The sequence below is a fragment of the Methylobacterium terrae genome, from assembly GCF_003173755.1.
Classification (GTDB): Bacteria; Pseudomonadota; Alphaproteobacteria; order Rhizobiales; family Beijerinckiaceae; genus Methylobacterium; species Methylobacterium terrae.
In genome coordinates this window covers 1,512,501-1,529,945 of the sequence record NZ_CP029553.1, presented here as the reverse complement: position 1 = coordinate 1,529,945, position 17,445 = coordinate 1,512,501, and the positions used below count along the sequence as shown (strand labels likewise).

The 17,445-nt window shown below is 72.4% G+C and carries 16 protein-coding genes (1 of these 16 cut by a window edge); 5 read left to right on the top strand and 11 right to left on the bottom strand.

The features are described 5' to 3' along the window. Nucleotides 1–5 precede the first annotated feature (5 nt). The 3 genes from DK419_RS06830 to DK419_RS06820 form a co-directional block, all read right to left on the bottom strand. Nucleotides 6–3,503 (bottom strand): helicase-related protein, encoded by a 3,498-nt coding sequence (locus tag DK419_RS06830; protein WP_109958412.1) that lies wholly within the window; start codon nt 3,501–3,503, stop codon nt 6–8. A gap of 90 nt (nt 3,504–3,593) precedes the next feature. After that, nucleotides 3,594–3,932 carry a hypothetical protein gene (locus DK419_RS06825; protein ID WP_208642293.1) on the bottom strand — a complete coding sequence of 113 codons (339 nt, stop codon included), beginning with the start codon at nt 3,930–3,932 and terminating at the stop codon, nt 3,594–3,596. Between the two features lie 6 nt (nt 3,933–3,938). Next, nucleotides 3,939–4,832 carry a DUF3108 domain-containing protein gene (locus DK419_RS06820; RefSeq protein WP_109962164.1) on the bottom strand — a complete coding sequence of 298 codons (894 nt, stop codon included), beginning with the start codon at nt 4,830–4,832 and terminating at the stop codon, nt 3,939–3,941. Between the two features lie 280 nt (nt 4,833–5,112). Here DK419_RS06820 and rpmB point away from each other — a divergent pair, with 280 nt between their 5' ends. Then, nucleotides 5,113–5,403 (top strand): 50S ribosomal protein L28, encoded by a 291-nt coding sequence (rpmB, locus tag DK419_RS06815; RefSeq protein WP_109958411.1) that lies wholly within the window; start codon nt 5,113–5,115, stop codon nt 5,401–5,403. A 272-nt stretch (nt 5,404–5,675) separates the two neighbouring features. On the opposite strand, the gene cobT is transcribed toward rpmB, so the two are convergent. The 4 genes from cobT to DK419_RS06795 all read right to left on the bottom strand — a co-directional run bounded on the left by cobT (nt 5,676) and on the right by DK419_RS06795 (nt 9,940). Beyond that, a complete protein-coding gene (gene cobT, locus DK419_RS06810; RefSeq protein ID WP_109958410.1) occupies nt 5,676–7,577 on the bottom strand; it encodes a cobaltochelatase subunit CobT in 1,902 nt (633 codons plus the stop codon). 7 nt (nt 7,578–7,584) lie between these two features. Then, nucleotides 7,585–8,082: a DUF29 domain-containing protein gene (locus tag DK419_RS06805; RefSeq protein ID WP_109958409.1), complete on the bottom strand. Its 498-nt coding sequence runs from the start codon at nt 8,080–8,082 to the stop codon at nt 7,585–7,587. A gap of 20 nt (nt 8,083–8,102) precedes the next feature. Further along, nucleotides 8,103–9,086: a cobaltochelatase subunit CobS gene (gene cobS / locus DK419_RS06800; RefSeq protein ID WP_109958408.1), complete on the bottom strand. Its 984-nt coding sequence runs from the start codon at nt 9,084–9,086 to the stop codon at nt 8,103–8,105. A gap of 230 nt (nt 9,087–9,316) precedes the next feature. Then, nucleotides 9,317–9,940, bottom strand: a complete 624-nt coding sequence (locus DK419_RS06795) for a J domain-containing protein (RefSeq protein WP_109958407.1) — start codon at nt 9,938–9,940, stop codon at nt 9,317–9,319. 134 nt (nt 9,941–10,074) lie between these two features. Between DK419_RS06795 and DK419_RS06790 the strand changes: the two genes are divergently transcribed. Next, on the top strand, nt 10,075–10,347 hold the full coding sequence (locus DK419_RS06790; RefSeq protein WP_048452134.1) for a BolA family protein: 273 nt from the start codon (nt 10,075–10,077) through the stop codon (nt 10,345–10,347). On the opposite strand, the gene DK419_RS06785 is transcribed toward DK419_RS06790, so the two are convergent. The 4 genes from DK419_RS06785 to DK419_RS06770 all read right to left on the bottom strand — a co-directional run bounded on the left by DK419_RS06785 (nt 10,289) and on the right by DK419_RS06770 (nt 13,867). Continuing rightward, on the bottom strand, nt 10,289–11,575 hold the full coding sequence (locus DK419_RS06785; RefSeq protein WP_109958406.1) for an MFS transporter: 1,287 nt from the start codon (nt 11,573–11,575) through the stop codon (nt 10,289–10,291). The two genes, DK419_RS06790 and DK419_RS06785, sit on opposite strands and share 59 nt — an antisense overlap. Before the next feature lie 34 nt (nt 11,576–11,609). Then, nucleotides 11,610–12,776 carry an acetyl-CoA acetyltransferase gene (locus tag DK419_RS06780; RefSeq protein ID WP_109958405.1) on the bottom strand — a complete coding sequence of 389 codons (1,167 nt, stop codon included), beginning with the start codon at nt 12,774–12,776 and terminating at the stop codon, nt 11,610–11,612. A gap of 63 nt (nt 12,777–12,839) precedes the next feature. Continuing rightward, complete coding sequence (gene queC / locus DK419_RS06775) at nt 12,840–13,547, bottom strand: 7-cyano-7-deazaguanine synthase QueC (RefSeq protein WP_109958404.1); 708 nt, start codon at nt 13,545–13,547, stop codon at nt 12,840–12,842. 104 nt (nt 13,548–13,651) lie between these two features. After that, nucleotides 13,652–13,867: a hypothetical protein gene (locus tag DK419_RS06770; protein WP_060848832.1), complete on the bottom strand. Its 216-nt coding sequence runs from the start codon at nt 13,865–13,867 to the stop codon at nt 13,652–13,654. 228 nt (nt 13,868–14,095) lie between these two features. Between DK419_RS06770 and rpsT the strand changes: the two genes are divergently transcribed. From rpsT to DK419_RS06755, 3 genes are all read left to right on the top strand, one after another. Beyond that, on the top strand, nt 14,096–14,371 hold the full coding sequence (gene rpsT, locus DK419_RS06765) for a 30S ribosomal protein S20 (RefSeq protein ID WP_109958403.1): 276 nt from the start codon (nt 14,096–14,098) through the stop codon (nt 14,369–14,371). A 194-nt stretch (nt 14,372–14,565) separates the two neighbouring features. Further along, the gene (locus tag DK419_RS06760) at nt 14,566–16,104 is read left to right on the top strand and encodes a YifB family Mg chelatase-like AAA ATPase (RefSeq protein ID WP_109958402.1); all 1,539 of its coding nucleotides are present in this window, start codon (nt 14,566–14,568) and stop codon (nt 16,102–16,104) included. A gap of 134 nt (nt 16,105–16,238) precedes the next feature. After that, a protein-coding gene (locus DK419_RS06755; protein WP_109958401.1) for an ATP-binding protein crosses the window boundary here: on the top strand, nt 16,239–17,445 show its 5' portion. The gene runs 821 nt beyond the window's last position; the window shows 1,207 of its 2,028 coding nt (coding positions 1–1,207); its start codon is at nt 16,239–16,241; the stop codon falls past the right edge of the window.

Here is a 17,445-nt window from a genome sequence, read left to right as displayed (position 1 = left end):
GCTGGTCAGCGCTTGTCGCCGTCCCGCGACTCCATCTGCGCCTTGAGGGCGAGGAGCTTCGCGAAGGGCGAATCCGGGTCCGGGGCGCGCTCGCGCCGGGGCGGGCGCGCGTCGTGCATGCCGCCGTTGCGCGGGGCGTCGCGCCGGTCCTGGGGCGGCCGACCGCCGTCGCGCCCGCCCGGATGCGGCCCGCGCGGGGGACGCCCGTCGCGACGGCCCTCGCCGCCCCGGTTCTCGCCACGGCCCTCGACGCGGTTCTCGGGCCTCCCCTCGCCGGCGGGACGATTGTCGGCGGGACGCCGGTCGCCCCAGCGCTGGCCCTCGCGCGGGCCGGAGCGGTGGGCGCGCTGCTCGGCCGGCGCACCCTCGCCGCCCTCCGGGCGCGGGACGCCGCGGAAGCGGTCGCGCTGGCCGTCGCGCTGTCCTTGTCCCTGTCCCTCGGGCCGGCCGCGGCCCTGGTGGCGCGGCGCGTGGCTGCGCTGGTGGCGGTGCATCCGCCACACCTCGATGACGACCGGCTCCGCCGGCGCGGCGGGCTCGCCCGGCGCGTCCGCGGCTTCGGCGGCCTCGTCGGACGCGGCCGCGACGGCCTCGTCCGTGCCGGCTTCCGCGACCGGTTCCGCCGGCGCGGCCTCGGCCGCGTCCACGGAAGCCTGCTCTGCGGGCGCCTGCTCCTCGGGAGCCGCCCCGGTGCTTGCCTCGGCCGGAGCCGCCGCCTCGGCCTGGACCGGCTCAGGCACGGCCTCGGCTTCGGCCGCCGGGGCGTCCTCGGTCGAGGTCTCCCCGGTCGCAGTTTCCTCGGGCGCAGTCTCCCCGGTCGCGGCCGCTTCGGCCTGGAGTTCCCCGGCCGGCGCTTCCGTGCCCGCCGGATCGGCGCCACCGTCCTCGGCCTCTGCCGGAAGCGCTTCGGCCGACGCGTCGGCCTGGGCCTCCTCGGCGGTCGCGGCGTCCGCCGCAGCCTCGGGCTCGGCGCCCTCCGCCGTCTTCGGCTGCACCGGTACCGTCGGGGCGGACGGGCGGAGCGCCACGGTGATCGCCGGGCCGGGCCGGCGGTCGACGACGTAGCCGAGCGATTTCAGGATCGAGGCGAAGTCCTCGCCCGAGCAGCCGACGAGCGAGGTCATGCCGACGGTCGGCACGAAGCCGTCCTTGTCGGCCGCGCCCGGGGGCGGCTCGCCCGGGGTGGTGCCGGGCACGTAGGCGATCGCCGGTCGGATCAGGTCGGCCAGGCGCTCGAGGATGTCGACGCGCACCGCCCGGCCGCCGCAGACCCGGAAGCCCGCCGCGCGGTAGAGGCCCTTGGCGATCTCGGGATCGACCGGCATCGAGGTGCGGCCGGAGCCGGCGAGATGCGCGATCTCGTCGAGGCCGCGCTGGTCGAGGCCGCCGTTGTGCAGCGCCCAGAGCTGCGCCGCGAGCGTGCGGGGCGCGGGCTTCAGGAGCGCCGGCATCGTGATGTGGTAGGCGCCGAAGCGCACGCCGTGCTTGCGCAGCGCCCCGCGGCCCTCCTGGTCGAGGCTGCGCATCTCGTTGAGCACCTTGGCGCGCTCGAGCACGCCGAGGGCCTCCGCGACCTGGAAGCCGATGCCGCGGGCGAGCCCCGTCAGGTCGGCGGCGGTCTCGAGCTCGAGGGCCGGGCCGAGCAGGCGCACGATGTGGGCCTTGAGCCAGGCGTTCAGCCGGGTCTCGACCTTCTCGCGGGCGGGACCCGCGAGCTGCTCGTCGGCGAGCAGGCGCAGGCCCGGCGCGTAGAGCTTCTCGCCCGGGACGAGCTTGGCGACCGGGTTGCCGGTCCAGCGGATCGTGCCGTCGTTCGAGAGCACGAGAGCCGCGTCCGCCGCGGCGGCGAACCGGTCGGCCCGCGCCTCGATCTCGCTCGCCAGCGCCTTCTCGGCGGCGCTGCGCAGGGTCTTGGCTTCCTGGCCCTCGGCGCCGGGATCCGGCACGAACTGGAATCCGTGCAGGTGGCCGACGTGCTGTCCCTCGACCGTCACGTCGCCGCCCGCGGTGATCTCAGCTTCCAACATGGTATTCTCTCTCAGGCGCCGCATCAGCACGCTGGTGCGCCGATCGACGAATCGACTCGCCAGCCGCTCGTGCAGGGCGTCGGACAGCCTGTCCTCTACCCGACGCGTCTCGCCCTGCCAATGCTCCGGGTCGGCGAGCCAGTCGGGACGGTTCGCGACGTAGGTCCACGTGCGCACGTGGGCGATGCGCTGCGACAGCGCGTCGATGTCGCCGTCGGTGCGGTCGACCATCGCGACGTGCTGGGCGAACCAGTCGACCGGGATCCGCCCGGCCAAGCCCCGCATCAGGAAGCGGAACAGCTGGGAGATGAGGTCGGCATGGGTCTGGATCGCGGATTTCCGGTAATCCGGCACGCCACACACCGCCCAGAGCCGCTCGACCGCGCTGCGCGAGGTCGCGTAGTCGCGGATGTCGTCCTCCTTGGCCAGGAGGTCGAGGGCGGCCTCGTCGTCGCCGGTCGGCGCCCGGGTCAGGCCGCGCTCGCTCGGATGCTCGGCGAGGCTGCGGCGCAAGCCTTCGATCGAGCCGAAATCGAGGTCCGGGTTGCGCCACTGCAGCACCCGCAGCGGCTCGAAGGTGTGGCCCTCCAGCGCCTCGACCATCTCGGCCTCCATCGGCGGGCAGCGGCCGGTGGTGCCGAAGGTGCCGTCGCGCAGGTGGCGCCCGGCCCGTCCCGCGATCTGCGCCATCTCGGAGGGGGAGAGGTCGCGAAAGCGCGTGCCGTCGTACTTGCGGTTCGACGCGAAGGCGACGTGGTCGACGTCGAGGTTGAGCCCCATGCCGACGGCGTCGGTCGCCACCAGGTAGTCGACCTCGCCGGACTGGTAGAGTTCGACCTGGGCGTTGCGGGTGCGCGGCGACAGCGCCCCGAGCACCACCGCCGCGCCGCCGCGCTGGCGCCGCAGCAACTCGGCGATGGCGTAGACCTCCTCCGCCGAGAACGCCACGATGGCGCTGCGGTGGGGCAGGCGGGAGAGCTTGCGGCTGCCGGCGAAGCTCAGCTGCGACAGGCGCGGCCGGGTGGTGACGTGGATGCCCGGGATCAGCGACTTGACTAGCGGTTCCATCGTGGCCGAGCCGATCAGCAGCGTCTCCTCGCGGCCGCGCTGGTGCAGCAGCCGGTCGGTGAAGGTGTGGCCGCGGTCGCGGTCGGCGCCGAGCTGGATCTCGTCGATGCCGACGAAGTCCACGGGGTTGTCCCGCGGCATCGCCTCGGCGGTGCAGATCCAGTAGCTCGGCCGGTTCGGCTTGATCTTCTCCTCGCCGGTGACGAGGGCGACCCGCTCCGGTCCGACCCGCTCGACCACGCGGTGATAGACCTCACGGGCGAGCAGCCGCAGCGGCAGCCCGATCATCCCGGTCGGGTGGCCGAGCATCCGCTCGATGGCGAGGTGGGTCTTGCCGGTATTGGTGGGACCGAGCACCGCCGTGGCGCCGTGCAAGCGGGCCTGCGGTGAGAGGGAGCGGCGCGTCATCGGGCGGGACAGACATCCTCGGGGCTGAAGGCTCCGGCAGGGATCGCCGCGCCGTCCCGGGGCCGGCGCCGGGATCGTCGCGCGACCCCTTCAGCGCACCGGATCGCGGCCGCCCCGCGGCCGTGGCCCGAGCAGCGGCCTCCCGTCATATGGGGCGGGGGCGTAGCGATCGCCATAAGGACCCTGCGGGCCCAGGCCGGGGGCGATGATCTCGATGCGCGTGCTCGGCGCCCGGCCCTGGTCCAGGTCGGGGCAGAGCGTGTCCGGCACCGCGGTCAGGGGCCCGGGCGGGTTGGTGCCGATCGTCGCCGAGGAATAGGCGTCGCCGCCGCAATCGGGCCCCGGCGCGAAGTCCGGTACGGGCCCCTGCGCCAGCGCCGGAAGGGTTGCGAGCGCCAGGAGGAGGGGCAGGGGGGCGAGGGCGCGCATCGGGGCTCAGCGCCCGTCCGTCGGCGTCTCCGGCGCCTGCGCGGCGGCCTGGACGGTGGCGTCCGGGGCGCCCCGGCCGCCGCTCTGCGACCAGCGCGTCGCCTCGATGATGTTGAGGCCGAGCTGGGTGCGCACGGCGATGCGCAGAGGGAGCAGCACCCGCGCGCCCTCGACGGGGGCGAGCCACACCGACATCTCGGTGTTGTCCTCCATGAACTTCACCCCCGGCCGGTCCGGCCGGTGGCCGGCGATCGGCTGGTAGCGGGCGTTGCAGACCAGGACCGGGCCGGCATAGCCGGGCTTCTGGATGCTGCGGGTCTCGCCGTAGCTGAGCACGACGTTGAACCGGCTGGCGCCGTCGAACACCGGGATGGTGCGGTTGCAGTTCTGCGGGTCGGTGAGGTCGCCCCGCCCCTGCGCCGGCATCATCAGGGCGCTGACCGGATCGATGATGCCGCGCTTGTGGACCTCGCTCACCGTCACCCGCTCGGGATCCGGCACCAGCGGCGGGGCGATGTCGGAGGCCACCACGTTGCCGCGGGCGAGCGCCATGCGCACGGTGATCGAGGCGCTGGCGCTGTGGGAGGAGAGCGCGAAGGCGGCCGGCACCGGCCTGGCCGCGACCGTCCCGCTCGCCCGTCCCGAGCCGTAGCCGCCGGTGATCGCCCCGACGAGCCCGGTGAGGCGGGCGCTGACATCCATCGTGTAGCGCTGGCCCTCGATCGCGCCGGACACCTGCGCGGTCCCGATCGGAACGCCCGCGAGCATGATGCCGTAATCCACCGTGACGGCGGTCTCGCCGGCCTTCGGGGCGCGGCCCCGCGCGGCCTGCGCCGCCTCGCCGGCCGGGAGGGCGAGCCCCGCCGCGAAGGCGAGCGAGAGGAGAGCCTTGGAACGCATCGTGGAACCGATCTCGATCACCGTCGCCGATGAAGCGGGGAAAATCCGGCCCTATCGTGACGCGATCAGGGTTAACGGATCGTCTCGGACCCGGGGACCGAGGCCGGCGCCGTCCGGCCCGCGCCGGTACCCGCACCTTGACGAGACCCGCCTTCCGACTCTATAGGCGCGTGCTTTCCAGGGACTTCGCGGGGTCCGGTCCATGCCGGGGTGCGCAGCACGCCCGGCTCTCGCGTTGCGTGGTCCCTCGCCGAACGAAGACCAGTTGAGGATACAGACCATGTCGCGTCGCTGCGAGCTCACCGGTAAGGGGGTGCTCACCGGCCACCTCGTGAGCCACTCGAACCACAAGACCAAGCGCCGGTTCCTGCCGAACCTGTGCAACGTCACGCTGCTCTCCGACACGCTCGGCCGCTCGGTGCGCCTGCGCGTCTCGGCGAACGCCCTGCGCTCGGTCGAGCACCGCGGCGGTCTCGACGCGTTCCTGATCAAGGCCGGCGAGACCGACCTGTCGCAGAACGCCCGCCTGCTGAAGCGCGAGATCGAGAAGAAGCTCGCCGAGGCGGCCTGAGTCGTCGGCGGAGGCGCCCGGCGCCTCCTTCGTTACGGACTGTTGCGAAAAAAGCCCCCGGATGCGCCAGCGGCGCCCGGGGGCTTTTTGTATTGGACACGTGGCATGCCGACGAAATCGTTCATCCCATCTGGGACCTCATCCTGAGGTGCGACCGGAGGGAGCCTCGAAGGAGGGCTCCAGCGCTCGCCGGGACCTCTGGAGCCCTCCCAGTCGATTTTCAATCGACTGACACGTCAGGATGAGGTCGCGAATGGGATTGCCACTAATCGTCAGCGCCGCCCGCCCGCCGCCATGCGGCGCACCGGCACCGGGCCGCCGTCCTCGTCGAACAACTCGGCGAGCTTCTCGGTCATCACGCCGCCGAGTTCCTCGGCGTCGATGATGGTGACCGCGCGGCGGTAGTAGCGGGTCACGTCGTGGCCGATGCCGATGGCGAGCAGCTCGACGGGCGAGCGGGTCTCGATCTCGTCGATGACGTAGCGCAGGTGGCGCTCGAGGTAGTTGCCCGGATTGACCGAGAGGGTCGAGTCGTCGACCGGCGCGCCGTCGGAGATCACCATCAGGATCCGGCGCTGCTCGGGCCGGCCGAGCAGGCGCTTGTGGGCCCAGTCCAGGGCCTCGCCGTCGATGTTCTCCTTGAGCAGGCCCTCGCGCATCATCAGGCCGAGATTCTTGCGCGCCCGGCGCCACGGCGCGTCGGCCGACTTGTAGACGATGTGGCGCAGGTCGTTGAGCCGGCCCGGGGTCGGCGGCTTGCCCGATTGCAGCCACGCCTCGCGCGACTGCCCGCCCTTCCAGGCCCGCGTCGTGAAGCCCAGGATCTCGACCTTGACGCCGCAGCGCTCCAGCGTGCGGGCGAGGATGTCGGCGCAGGTCGCCGCGACGGTGATCGGCCGGCCGCGCATCGAGCCCGAATTGTCGAGGAGCAGGGTGACGACCGTATCGCGGAAGTTGGTGTCCTTCTCGTGCTTGAACGAGAGCGGCTGGTAGGGGTCGATCACGACGCGCACGAGGCGGGCCGGATCGAGCTGGCCTTCCTCGAGGTCGAACTCCCAGGCGCGGTTCTGCTGCGCCAGCAGGCGCCGCTGCAGGCGGTTGGCGAGGCGCCCGACCACGCCCTGCAGGTGGGCGAGCTGCTTGTCGAGGTAGGAGCGCAGGCGCGCCAGCTCGTCGGCGTCGCACAGGTCCTCGGCGTGGATGACCTCGTCGTATTTCTGCGAGAAGACCTTGTAGTCCGGGCCCCGGGGCTCGTTCGCCCGCGGGCCCGGCGGGCGCCAGGACTCGGAGGCCTCCTCCGAATCGGCGTCCTCGGCATCCTCCGGCAGCTCGCCCGAGGGCGCGTCGGCGGCCTCGGTGGCGCCATCCTCGATCTCGTCGGAAGCCTCGTCCGAGACCTCCATCTCGGCCCGGTCGCCCTGGCTCTGCTGCTCGGCCTCGCCCTCGCCGGCCTGCTGCTCGTCCGACTCGGCCTCGTTCTCGTCGTCGTTCTCCTCGTCGTCGGGGTCGAGGGGAGCCTCGTCCGCCATGTCGAGCGAGGAGAGCAGGTCGCGCACCGAGCGGGCGAAGGCGCGCTGGTCCTCGATGCTGCCCGTCAGACCGTCGAGGTTGCGCCCGGCCCGGTCCTCGATGAACTCGCGCCACAAGCCCACGATGCGTTGCGCGGCCTGCGGCGGGGCCTGGCCGGTCAGGCGCTCGCGCACCATCAGGGCGACCGCGTCTTCCAAAGGCGCGTCGGCGCGGTCGGTGATCTCCTCGTACTTGCCGCCGCGGTGGTAGCGGTCCTCCAGCATCGCCGTGAGGTTGCCGGCCACACCCGCCATCCGCCGCGAGCCGATCGCCTCGACCCGGGCCTGCTCGACCGCGTCGTAGACCGCGCGGGCGGCGGCGTTCTCGGGCGCCAGGCGCCGGTGGACGGCGTTGTCGTGGCAGGCGAGGCGGAGCGCCATCGAATCGGCGTGGCCGCGCAGGATCGCGACGTCGCCGGGGCTGAGCTTGCGCGGCGGCTCGGGCAGGCGGGCCTTGTCGCCGGTCAGCGCCGGCCGGTCGGTCGCGAAGGTGACCTCGATCTCGGCCTTGCGGGCGATGGCCCGCAGCGTCCCGGCCACCGAGCGCTTCAGCGGCTCGGCGACGGACTCGCGCTTCTCGCCGGGCTTGCGGTTGGAGATGGACATGGCGAGGCTACTTCTTCAGCGAGTCGAAGTCGAAGGGGCGATCGACGATATCGTCCCAAGTGTAGGGGCAGGAATCCGGAAACTCGTCCGGCTCCAGATGCGTCTCGTTGGCGGCCCAGAGCCGGGCCTCCTCGTAGGCTTCCGCGAGAGCGGCCGCTCGGCGAGGCGTGAGGCTGGGGTTCTCACGCAGGACCTGCTCGTAGCGCCGCCGCTGCTCGCGGATCGAGAAGATCCAGCTCGCCGTCCGGTGCTCGGGCTGCTGGTCCCATTTCAGCATGTGCATCACGAGCACGCGCAAGGAACTGCGCAGCTTGGCGAACTCGCTTCTACCCAAGCTCTCCAGCTCCTCCGCGACGTGCTCCGCATCGACCGCGTCGAGACGGCCCGAGCGGAGCAGCCGCGCCTGTTCCAGCGCCCAGGCGTGGGTGTCGTCCTCGTAGCGGACCCGGTCGCGCGACGGCCGTGCCTCGTCGGGACGGGGTTCGCTCAAGACCGGGTCCGCCATCGGACGATCTCCTGGAAGGACTAGCTCAGCGCGACGTTGACCGCGCTCTCGGGCAGCTCCTTGCCGAAGGAGCGCTGGTAGAACTCGGCCACCAGCGCGCGCTCCAGCTCGTCGCACTTGTTGAGGAAGGTGACCCGGAAGGCGAAGCCGATGTCGTTGAAGATGTCGGCGTTCTCGGCCCAGGTGATCACCGTGCGCGGGCTCATCACGGTCGAGAGGTCGCCGTTGATGAAGGCGTTGCGGGTGAGGTCGGCGACGCGCACCATCTTGTTGACGATGTCGCGCCCGCCCTCGCCGCGATAGTGCTGCGCCTTCGACAGGACGATGTCGACCTCGCGGTCGTGCGGCAGGTAGTTGAGCGTGGTGACGATCGACCAGCGGTCCATCTGGCCCTGGTTGATCTGCTGCGTGCCGTGATAGAGGCCCGAGGTGTCGCCGAGGCCGACCGTGTTGGCGGTGGCGAACAGCCGGAAGCCGGGATGGGGGCGGATCACCCGCTTCTGGTCGAGCAGCGTCAGGCGGCCCGACACCTCCAGCACGCGCTGGATCACGAACATCACGTCCGGCCGGCCGGCATCGTACTCGTCGAAGACGAGCGCGACGTTGTTCTGCAGCGCCCAGGGCAGGATGCCGTCCTGGAAGGCGGTGACCTGCTTGCCGTCCTTCAGCACGATCGCGTCCTTGCCGACGAGGTCGATGCGCGAGACGTGGCTGTCGAGGTTGATGCGGATGCAGGGCCAGTTCAGCCGGGCGGCGACCTGCTCGACGTGGGTCGACTTGCCGGTGCCGTGATACCCGGTGATCATCACCCGGCGGTTGCGGGCGAAGCCCGCCAGGATCGCCAGCGTGGTCTCGCGGTCGAACAGGTAATCCGGATCGAGATCCGGCACGTGCTCGTCGGTGGACGAGAAGGCCGGCACCTCGAGGTTCGAATCGATCCCGAACACCTTGCGCACCGAGACGGTCGTGTCCGGGAGAGCGGGTGGCGTGTCTTCAGCAAGCATACGGAGCCTCGTCGGGGCAGGCCGGCCCGCCATGGGCGGCCTGCGAATGTCGCGACGGCGCGGGAGAGACCGGCGGGCGCCGCTTGTCCTTAAGCTGCGGGGGGAGCCGGCGCAAACGTGCCTGACCCCGATATATGGGCAAGGCGCCCGGTTTCGAGCCCCCCTCGCGGCGGATCAGGGATGCGAGAACCGTGCCCCTCCGGCGGGGCCGTCGCCCCGTCGCGCGCCGCTCAGCACAGGCCGGCGGCGCGCAGGGTGTCGTGCGCCTTGATGATGTCGCGCAGACGGTCCTCGAACGACCGGTCGCCGCCGTTGGCGTCGGGGTGGAAGCGCTTCACCAGCACCTTGTACTGCGCCTTGATCGCGGCCGAATCGGCGGTCTCGTCGAGGCCGAGCACGTCGAGGGCCTTGCGGATCGGCGCCGAGTAGCGCGGCGGCGGCGGCTCGGCCCGGGCGCGGCGCGAGGCCGGGCCGGCGCCCTCGCCGCGCAGGATGCCGAGGGGGTCGACGTAGTCCCAGTCGCGCTGCGGCGCCTCGGGCTTCGCGCCCGCCTTCGCCCCCGGGTTGACGCCCATCGCCCAGGTCGGCCGGTGCCCGATCACCGCGTCCTTCTGGTAGGCCTGGACGGCGGCGTCGTTCATCCCGTCGAAGTAGTTGTAGGAGGCGTTGTACTCGCGCACGTGCTGCATGCAGAAGCGCCAGTACTGGCCCTCCTGCTTGCGCCCCTTGGGCGCCTTGTGCAGCCCGGGCTGGGTGCAGCCCGGCCGATCGCAGGCGGGCCCCTCGGCCTTCTTCGGCTCGTCGCAGGAGGGCCGGATGCGGATGCGGTCGAACAGGGGCGAGTTCAGATCCATGATGGGGCGATTATGAGGGGCGGGAGGACGGGCACAAGGGCTCCGGGCCTGATGCCGCAGGCGGAACCGGACGTCTTGACGGGCGGTGCCCGCTCCGGCCAGTCACGCCGAAGCAGGTTAAGGACGGGTGCGCGATGAGCCTGGGTGACTGGATCAGGACGACGCTCGAGGAGCGCCTGGCGCCGACGGCGCTCAGCGTCGTCGACGAATCACACCAGCATGCCGGCCATTCCGGCTGGCGGGAGGGCGGGGAAACTCACTTCCGGCTGGATGTGGTGTCGGCCGCCTTCGAGGGAAAGAGCCGGGTCGAGCGCCACCGCATGGTGAACGCGCTCCTCGACGATGCCTTCAAGCGCGGCCTGCACGCCCTGGCCCTGCGGGCGCGGACGCCCGGGGAGGCGGGGTAGCGCCCGTCTCGTTCCGGCGCGGATCGACGGGGGCCCCCGCCACCGGCTCCCGCGGCGCGAACGCGTACACCGCCGTCGCCGCCAGCAGCGACAGCCCGTAGGCCAGGAACAGCCGGCCGTAGAGCGCGTCCGGGCTGAGCCCGCCGGCCTCCAGCGCGAACAGCGCCGAGAGCCCCTGCACGGCCGCGGCGCCTCCCATGAAGACGATGTTCATGAAGGCGACGCCGCGCCCGAGCAGGTGGGCGGGGAAGAACCGCCGGGCATGCGCCATCAGGATGCCGTAGCTCAGGCCCGCCGCGCCGATCAGCGCCAGGGCCGCGACCGCGAGCGCGGTCGAGCCCGCGCCGAACAGCCCGAGGCCCGCGAGCGCCAGGCCGGTGACGAGGCAGCCGGCCAACGCCGTTCGCTTCGGGTCGCGGATCAGGCGCTCGAGCGGACCGTACCCGATGGCGCCGGCCGCCATGGCGGCGCTCATCGCGAGCGTGCCGTTGCCGCGCTGGAGCGCGTCGAGGCCGTGGACGCTCCCGAGGTAGGAGCCGACCCAGAGCGAGCGGGTGGCGATGACCACGGCGTAGCTGACGAACACGACCGGGAAGATCGACCACAGGGCCCGCATCCGCGCGACCTCGGCGAAGCCCTGCCAGACCGAGTTCCCGACCGGGTTCTCGGGCGTATCGGCGAGCCGGGGCGGATCCTCGATCAGCCACAGGACCAGCCCGGCCGTCGCCAGGGTGACGAGGGCGAGCCCGAACAGGATCGTCCGCCAGCCGAGGGCGTGGCTCGCGAGCGCCAGCGGCGTCGAGCCGAGGAGGTCGCCCGAGGTGCCGAGGCCGATCAGCAAGGAGGACAGCATGGCGAAGCGCTCGGGCGGGTAAACCCGCCCGAACAGGTAGAGCCCGCCCATCAGGGCCGGCGCGCAGCCGAGCCCGATCAGCGCCATCGCGGCGGCCGCGCCGGAGAAATCGCGCGCGAGACCGAGGACCGCCGCCCCGAGGGCCGCCAGCACCATGAACCCCGCCACGGTGCGCCGCGGGCCGATCCGGTCGAGGAGGAGCCCGGTCGGCACCTGGCCGGCCGCGAAGGCCAGGAACCAGCCCGCCGAGAGGAGCGCGAGGTCGGAGGGCACCAGGCCGAGGTCGGGCCCGAGATCGGGCGCGACCATCGCCAGGAAGCCGCGGTCGAACTGGCTGATCGTGTAGGCGAGCAGCAGGACCAGGAACGCCGTCATCGTTACGCCGTCACGGCCCCGCTTCCCTCGAGGGTTACTTGATGCGCTCGAGCACGCTGACGTAGTTCGCTACGGCGACGCCGCCCATGTTGAACACGCCGGCGAGCGTCGCGTCCGGGATCTGCATGCCGCCGGCATCGCCGCAGAGCTGCATCGCCGAGAGGGCGTGCATCGACACGCCGGTGGCCCCGATCGGGTGGCCCTTGGCCTTGAGCCCGCCGGAGGGGTTCACCGGCAGCTTGCCCTCCTTGGTGGTCCAGCCCTCGCGGATCGCGTCGGCGCCGCGGCCCTCCCGGGTCAGGCCCATCGCCTCGTACTCGATCAGCTCCGCGACCGTGAAGCAATCGTGCGTCTCGACGAGCGACAGGTCGTCGAGGGTGATGCCGGCCTGGCCCAAGGCGCGCGCCCAGGCGGTGGCGGCGCCCTCGAACTTCAGCACGTCGCGCTTCGACATCGGCAGGAAGTCCTGCGCGTGGGCGGTCGCCCGGAAGGCGACGGCGCGGCGCATGCGGAGCGCCGTTTCGGTGTCGGCGAGCACCACCGCGGCGGCGCCGTCCGAGACCAGCGAGCAGTCGGTGCGCTTGAGCGGGCCGGCGACGAAGGGGTTCTTGTCCGATTCGGTGCGGCAGAACTCGAAGCCGAGGTCCTTGCGCATCTGCGCGTAGGGGTTTTGCACGCCGTTATGGTGGTTCTTGGCGGCGATCATCGCCAGCGCGTCGGACTGGTCGCCGTGTCGCTGGAAATAGGCGCCCGCGATGTTGCCGAACACGCCGGCGAAGCCCGCCGGGTTGTCGCCGTCCTCCGGCAGGTAGGAGGCCTTCAGCAGGGTACGGCCGATCTCGGGGCCCGGGGTACGGGTCATCTGCTCGACGCCGACCACCAGCACCACCCGGGCACGCTTGGCCTCGATGGTCTTGATGCCCTGGTGCACCGCGGCCGAGCCGGTGGCGCAGGCATTCTCGACCCGGGTCGCCGGCTTGAACCGGAACCCGTCATCGGCCTGGAGCACCAGCGAGGCGGTGAAGTCCTGGGGCGTGAAGCCGGCGTTGTAGTGGCCGAGCACGATCTCGTCGACGTCCTGCGGGCCGATCCCGGCATGGGCCAGCGCCTCGTTGGCGACGCGGACGATCAGGCTCTCGACGGTCTCGGCGTCGTGCTTGCCGAAGGGCGTGTGGCTCCAGCCGACGATGCAGGCGGTCATGGTTCTCTCCTCCCGTATTTGCGGCGCACTCTGCGCAACGGCAGGTCGTCCCGCAAGCGCGGTTCACGCATCCTCGGCGCGGAAGCGCGCATAGCCGGCGGCCCGCAGCGAACAGGCCGGGCAGGTGCCGCAGCCATGGCCCCAGGGATGCAGCGCGCCGCGCTCGCCGAGGTAGCAGGTATGGCTCTCGCGCACGATCAGGTCGACCAGCGCCTCGCCGCCGAGGTCGCGGGCGAGCCGCCAGGTCTCGGCCTTGTCGATCCACATCAGGGGCGTGTGCAGCACGAAGCGGCGCTCCATGCCGAGGTTGAGCGCGACCTGCAGCGCCTTGATGGTGTCGTCGCGGCAATCGGGATAGCCGGAGAAATCCGTCTCGCACATGCCGCCGACGATGTGGCGCAGGCCCCGCCGGTAGGCGAGGGCGGCCGCGAAGGTGAGGAAGACGAGGTTGCGGCCGGGCACGAAGGTGTTGGGAAGACCGTTCGCCTCCATGGCGATGGCGGTCTCCCGCGTGAGCGCGGTCTCGGAGACCGCGCCGAGCGCCCCGAGGTCCAGCGTGTGGTCCTCCCCGAGGCGCCCGGCGAAGGCCGGCACGATCCGGGTCAGCGCGGCCCGCAGGGTGTCGCGGCAATCGAGCTCGATCCGGTGGCGCTGGCCGTAATCGAAGCCGAGGGTCTCGACATGGGCGAAGCGGTCGAGGGCCCAGGCGAGGCAGGTGGCGGAATCCTGCCCGCCGGAGAACAACACCAGGGCACCGTCGGGGGACGTCATGCGGGCTCCCGCGAAACAGGAAGGGGCGGCCCCGTCGGAGCCGCCCCCATATAGGCCCGGCGAGGCGCTCGGCCTACCGCCTTGCGAGCGACCGCCCTCGCGCACTACTGCCCTTGGGCCTGGCTCGCCTTCTTGTTGGCGTTGTGGTGGCCCACCGCGCAGCCGGCGGCGGCGCCCGCCTTGCCGTGGCCCACCGCCTTGCCGGCGAGGCCGCCGACGATGGCGCCCTTGATGCAGCCCTTGGCCTCGGCCTGGTGCGGCACCGCGACCGCGCCCAGCGCGAGGAGGCCGGCGGCGAGGAGGGAAGCGGAACGGATCATGGGGATCTCCCGTGGCTGTCTGAGAACCTCAACCATTGGCGGGGCATACCGTTCCGAGCCGGGCATGCGTTCCGGCGTTGACGTTCCGGCCGGTCGCGTCTATAGACCGCGGCTCGCGGACCTGCGGGCTTTCGCCCGGCGGGTTGCCCGTGCTTCCATGCCCTGACACGCGACGCCACGATCCCGCCGGGGTCGCTCGGGCCTCGCTTTTTTGAATGAGGAACGCCGATGGCCAACACCGTGTCGGCCAAGAAGATGACCCGCAAGATTGCCAAGCGTACGGCAGTCAACCGCTCGCGCCGCAGCCGCATGCGCACCTTCATCCGCAAGGTCGAGGAGGCGATCGAGTCCGGCGATCACGGCACCGCGCTGACCGCCCTGCGCAGCGCCGAGCCGGAGATCATGCGCGCCTCCCAGAAGGGGATCGTGCACAAGAACACCGCCTCGCGGAAGGTCTCGCGCCTCGCCGCTCGCGTGAAGGGCCTGCAGGCCGCCCAGGCTTGACGCCTGCGCGCTAGCGCCAGCCCGCCAGGATCCGCGCCGCCACGGCGTTCGAGGTCCGCGGGACGAGAGGAAATGGCCCGGCTCCACGCCGGGCTTTTTCGTATGCGCAAAGGTCTTTTGCGGATGCGGGTTGTGCCGGTGCGCCCCGCGAACTAACGTTGCGGCAGGCAGCCAGCCCGAAGGCCTCCCCCCGCATGGTCACCCGCGTCGCCACCGTCGCCTTCGAGGGAATCGAGGCGCGCGCCGTCGACGTGCAGGTGCAGATCACGCCCGGGGCCGTCGCCTTCACGGTGGTCGGCCTGCCCGACAAGGCGGTCGCCGAATCGCGCGAGCGGGTGCGCTCGGCGCTCATCGCCTCCGGCCTGGCGCTGCCGGCCAAGCGCATCACCGTCAACCTCGCCCCGGCCGACCTGCCGAAGGAAGGCTCGCATTACGACCTGCCGATCGCGCTCGGCATGATGTGCGCCATCGGGGCGCTGCCGGCGGACGCTCTGTCGGGCTACTGCGTGCTCGGCGAGCTCGCCCTCGACGGCAGCCTCACGGCGGTCGCGGGCGTGCTGCCGGCGGCGATGGCCGCCAACGCCCGGGGCCTGGGCCTGATCTGCCCGGCGGCGAGCGGCCCGGAGGCTGCCTGGGCCGCCGGCGACATGGACGTGCTGGCGCCGCGCTCGCTGATCCAGCTCGCCAACCATTTCAAGGGCAGCCAGGTGATGGCCCGCCCCGTGCCGGCGGTGGCGGCGCCCGCCGGCGCGCTGGCGGACCTTCGCGAGATCAAGGGCCAGGAGGGCGCCAAGCGGGCGCTCGAGATCGCGGCGGCCGGCGCGCACAACCTCCTGATGAACGGCCCGCCGGGCGCCGGCAAGTCGATGCTCGCCGCCCGGCTGCCCTCGATCCTGCCGCCCCTCGGCCCGCGCGAACTGCTCGAGGTCTCGATGATCCAGTCGGTCGCCGGCACGCTGAAGGACGGCGCGCTGTCGAACCGCCGGCCGTTCCGGGCCCCGCACCACTCCGCCTCGATGGCGGCGCTCGTCGGCGGCGGCATCGGCGCCCGGCCCGGGGAGGTCTCGCTCGCCCATGGCGGCGTGCTGTTCCTCGACGAACTCCCTGAGTTCAACGGGCAGGTGCTCGATTCCCTGCGCCAGCCGCTCGAGACCGGCACCGTGATGATCGCCCGCGCCAACCACCGGGTGACCTACCCGGCCCGGTTCCAGCTGGTGGCGGCGATGAACCCGTGCCGCTGCGGCCAGGCGACGGAGCCGGGCTTCGCCTGCCGGCGCGGGCCCAACGATCGCTGCGTCGCCCAGTACCAGGCCCGGCTCTCCGGCCCGCTCCTCGACCGCATCGACCTCCAGATCGAGGTGCCGGCGGTCACCGCCGCCGACCTGATCCTGCCGCCGCCGGACGAGGGCTCGGCGGAGGCGGCCGCCCGTGTCGCCGCGGCGCGCAGCCGCCAGGAGCGGCGCTACGCCGAGGCCGGCCAGCCCCCCGGCACCACCAACGCCTCCTGCCCGGCGACGCTGATCGAGGAGGCGGCCCGGCCGGACGCCGACGGCATGGCCCTGATCCGCGACGCGGCCGACGCGATGCGGCTCTCCGCCCGCGGCTTCCACCGGGTCCTGCGCGTCGCCCGCACGCTCGCCGACCTCGACGGCGAGGCGCAGGTGCGCCGGCTGCACCTCGCCGAAGCCCTGTCCTATCGCAGCCGGAGCGACCGGCGCCCGGCCGCGGCGTGACGGGTTGCGGTTAGCGGATCGTTATGCCCACCCGTCGAATCCTGCGGACCGGGCGAACCGTCGGCTAAGTGACTTTCCCCACTCATCTTTCAGCTTCGTCCGGCAAACCTGGTCCGGATGCTGGAGGATGCGGGATGGTGTGGCTCGGCGTGGCGATCGGATCCCTGGCGGCGCTCGCCGGGCTGGCTTGGCGCTGGAGCGGCCATTGCCGGACCCTGAGCCGGCGCGAGGGCGAGGTCGAGCGCCTGCACGACCTCGTCTGGCGCACCTCCGAGAGCGAGGAGCGCTACCGCAGCCTGGTCGAGGGCCAGATCGACCTCGTGGTGCAGCGCGACGGCGACGGTCGCATCACCTTCGCCAATCCCGGCTTCGCCGCCCTGCTCGGTACCACGCCCGAGGCGCTGCTCGGCACCACCCGGGAGGCCGACGTCGTCGAGACCGGGGCGATGCGCGAGCGCGCCGACGGCGCCCGCCTCGCCGACGTCGCGATCATGCCGGTGGGCGGTGGGCCGCTGCGCTGGTTCGCCTTCGTCGAGACCGTCACGGTCGGGCGCGACGGGCGGGCCGAGGTGCTGCGGGCGGGCCGCGACGTCACCGAGCGGGTCGAATCCGCACGCTCCCTCGAGGAGGCCCGCCTGCGGGCCGAGGCCGCGAGCGTGGCGAAGTCGCGCTTCCTTGCCAGCGTCAGCCACGAGTTCCGTACGCCGCTCAACGGCATCATGGGCATGGCCGACCTGATGCTCGACACGCCCCTGAGCCCCGAGCAGCGCACCTACGCCGAGGCGGTGAAGACCTCCGGCGAGGCGCTCCTGTCGCTCATCGACGGCATCCTCGACTTCTCGAAGATCGAGGCCGGGCGGCTCGACCTCGCGGCCGAGCCGTTCGATCCGGCGGCCCTGGTCGAGAGCGTGGTCGAGCTGCTCGCCCCACGCGCCCAGGACAAGGGCCTGGAGATCGCCGCCGACATCGAGGCGCTGCCGGCCGCCGTGGTCGGCGACGCCGACCGCGTGCGCCAGATCCTGATCAACCTCGCCGGCAACGCGGTGAAGTTTACGGAGTCCGGCGGCGTCGGCGTCACGGCGGCCTGGGATGCGGACGGGTTGGTCCTCGCCGTGCACGATACCGGTCCGGGCATCCCCGAGGAGCGGCTGCCGGTGCTGTTTCAGGAATTCGAGCAGGGCGACGGCAGCGCCAGCCGACGGCACGAGGGCACCGGGCTCGGTCTCGCCATCACCAAGCGGCTCGTCGACCGGATGGGCGGCCGCCTCGACGTGACGTCGCGCCCGGGCGAGGGGAGCTGCTTTCGCGTTCACCTGCCCCTCGGCGCGGGGCCGAGCCGGT

What these genes read in the sequence shown, in the direction of transcription:
- DK419_RS06830 (WP_109958412.1), bottom strand. Translation starts at nt 3,503, where the DNA reads ATGACGCGCCGCTCCCTCTCACCGCAGGCCCGCTTGCACGGCGCCACG.
- DK419_RS06825 (WP_208642293.1), bottom strand. Translation starts at nt 3,932, where the DNA reads ATGCGCGCCCTCGCCCCCCTGCCCCTCCTCCTGGCGCTCGCAACCCTT.
- DK419_RS06820 (WP_109962164.1), bottom strand. Translation starts at nt 4,832, where the DNA reads ATGCGTTCCAAGGCTCTCCTCTCGCTCGCCTTCGCGGCGGGGCTCGCC.
- rpmB (WP_109958411.1), top strand. Translation starts at nt 5,113, where the DNA reads ATGTCGCGTCGCTGCGAGCTCACCGGTAAGGGGGTGCTCACCGGCCAC.
- cobT (WP_109958410.1), bottom strand. Translation starts at nt 7,577, where the DNA reads ATGTCCATCTCCAACCGCAAGCCCGGCGAGAAGCGCGAGTCCGTCGCC.
- DK419_RS06805 (WP_109958409.1), bottom strand. Translation starts at nt 8,082, where the DNA reads ATGGCGGACCCGGTCTTGAGCGAACCCCGTCCCGACGAGGCACGGCCG.
- cobS (WP_109958408.1), bottom strand. Translation starts at nt 9,086, where the DNA reads ATGCTTGCTGAAGACACGCCACCCGCTCTCCCGGACACGACCGTCTCG.
- DK419_RS06795 (WP_109958407.1), bottom strand. Translation starts at nt 9,940, where the DNA reads ATGGATCTGAACTCGCCCCTGTTCGACCGCATCCGCATCCGGCCCTCC.
- DK419_RS06790 (WP_048452134.1), top strand. Translation starts at nt 10,075, where the DNA reads ATGAGCCTGGGTGACTGGATCAGGACGACGCTCGAGGAGCGCCTGGCG.
- DK419_RS06785 (WP_109958406.1), bottom strand. Translation starts at nt 11,575, where the DNA reads ATGACGGCGTTCCTGGTCCTGCTGCTCGCCTACACGATCAGCCAGTTC.
- DK419_RS06780 (WP_109958405.1), bottom strand. Translation starts at nt 12,776, where the DNA reads ATGACCGCCTGCATCGTCGGCTGGAGCCACACGCCCTTCGGCAAGCAC.
- queC (WP_109958404.1), bottom strand. Translation starts at nt 13,547, where the DNA reads ATGACGTCCCCCGACGGTGCCCTGGTGTTGTTCTCCGGCGGGCAGGAT.
- DK419_RS06770 (WP_060848832.1), bottom strand. Translation starts at nt 13,867, where the DNA reads ATGATCCGTTCCGCTTCCCTCCTCGCCGCCGGCCTCCTCGCGCTGGGC.
- rpsT (WP_109958403.1), top strand. Translation starts at nt 14,096, where the DNA reads ATGGCCAACACCGTGTCGGCCAAGAAGATGACCCGCAAGATTGCCAAG.
- DK419_RS06760 (WP_109958402.1), top strand. Translation starts at nt 14,566, where the DNA reads ATGGTCACCCGCGTCGCCACCGTCGCCTTCGAGGGAATCGAGGCGCGC.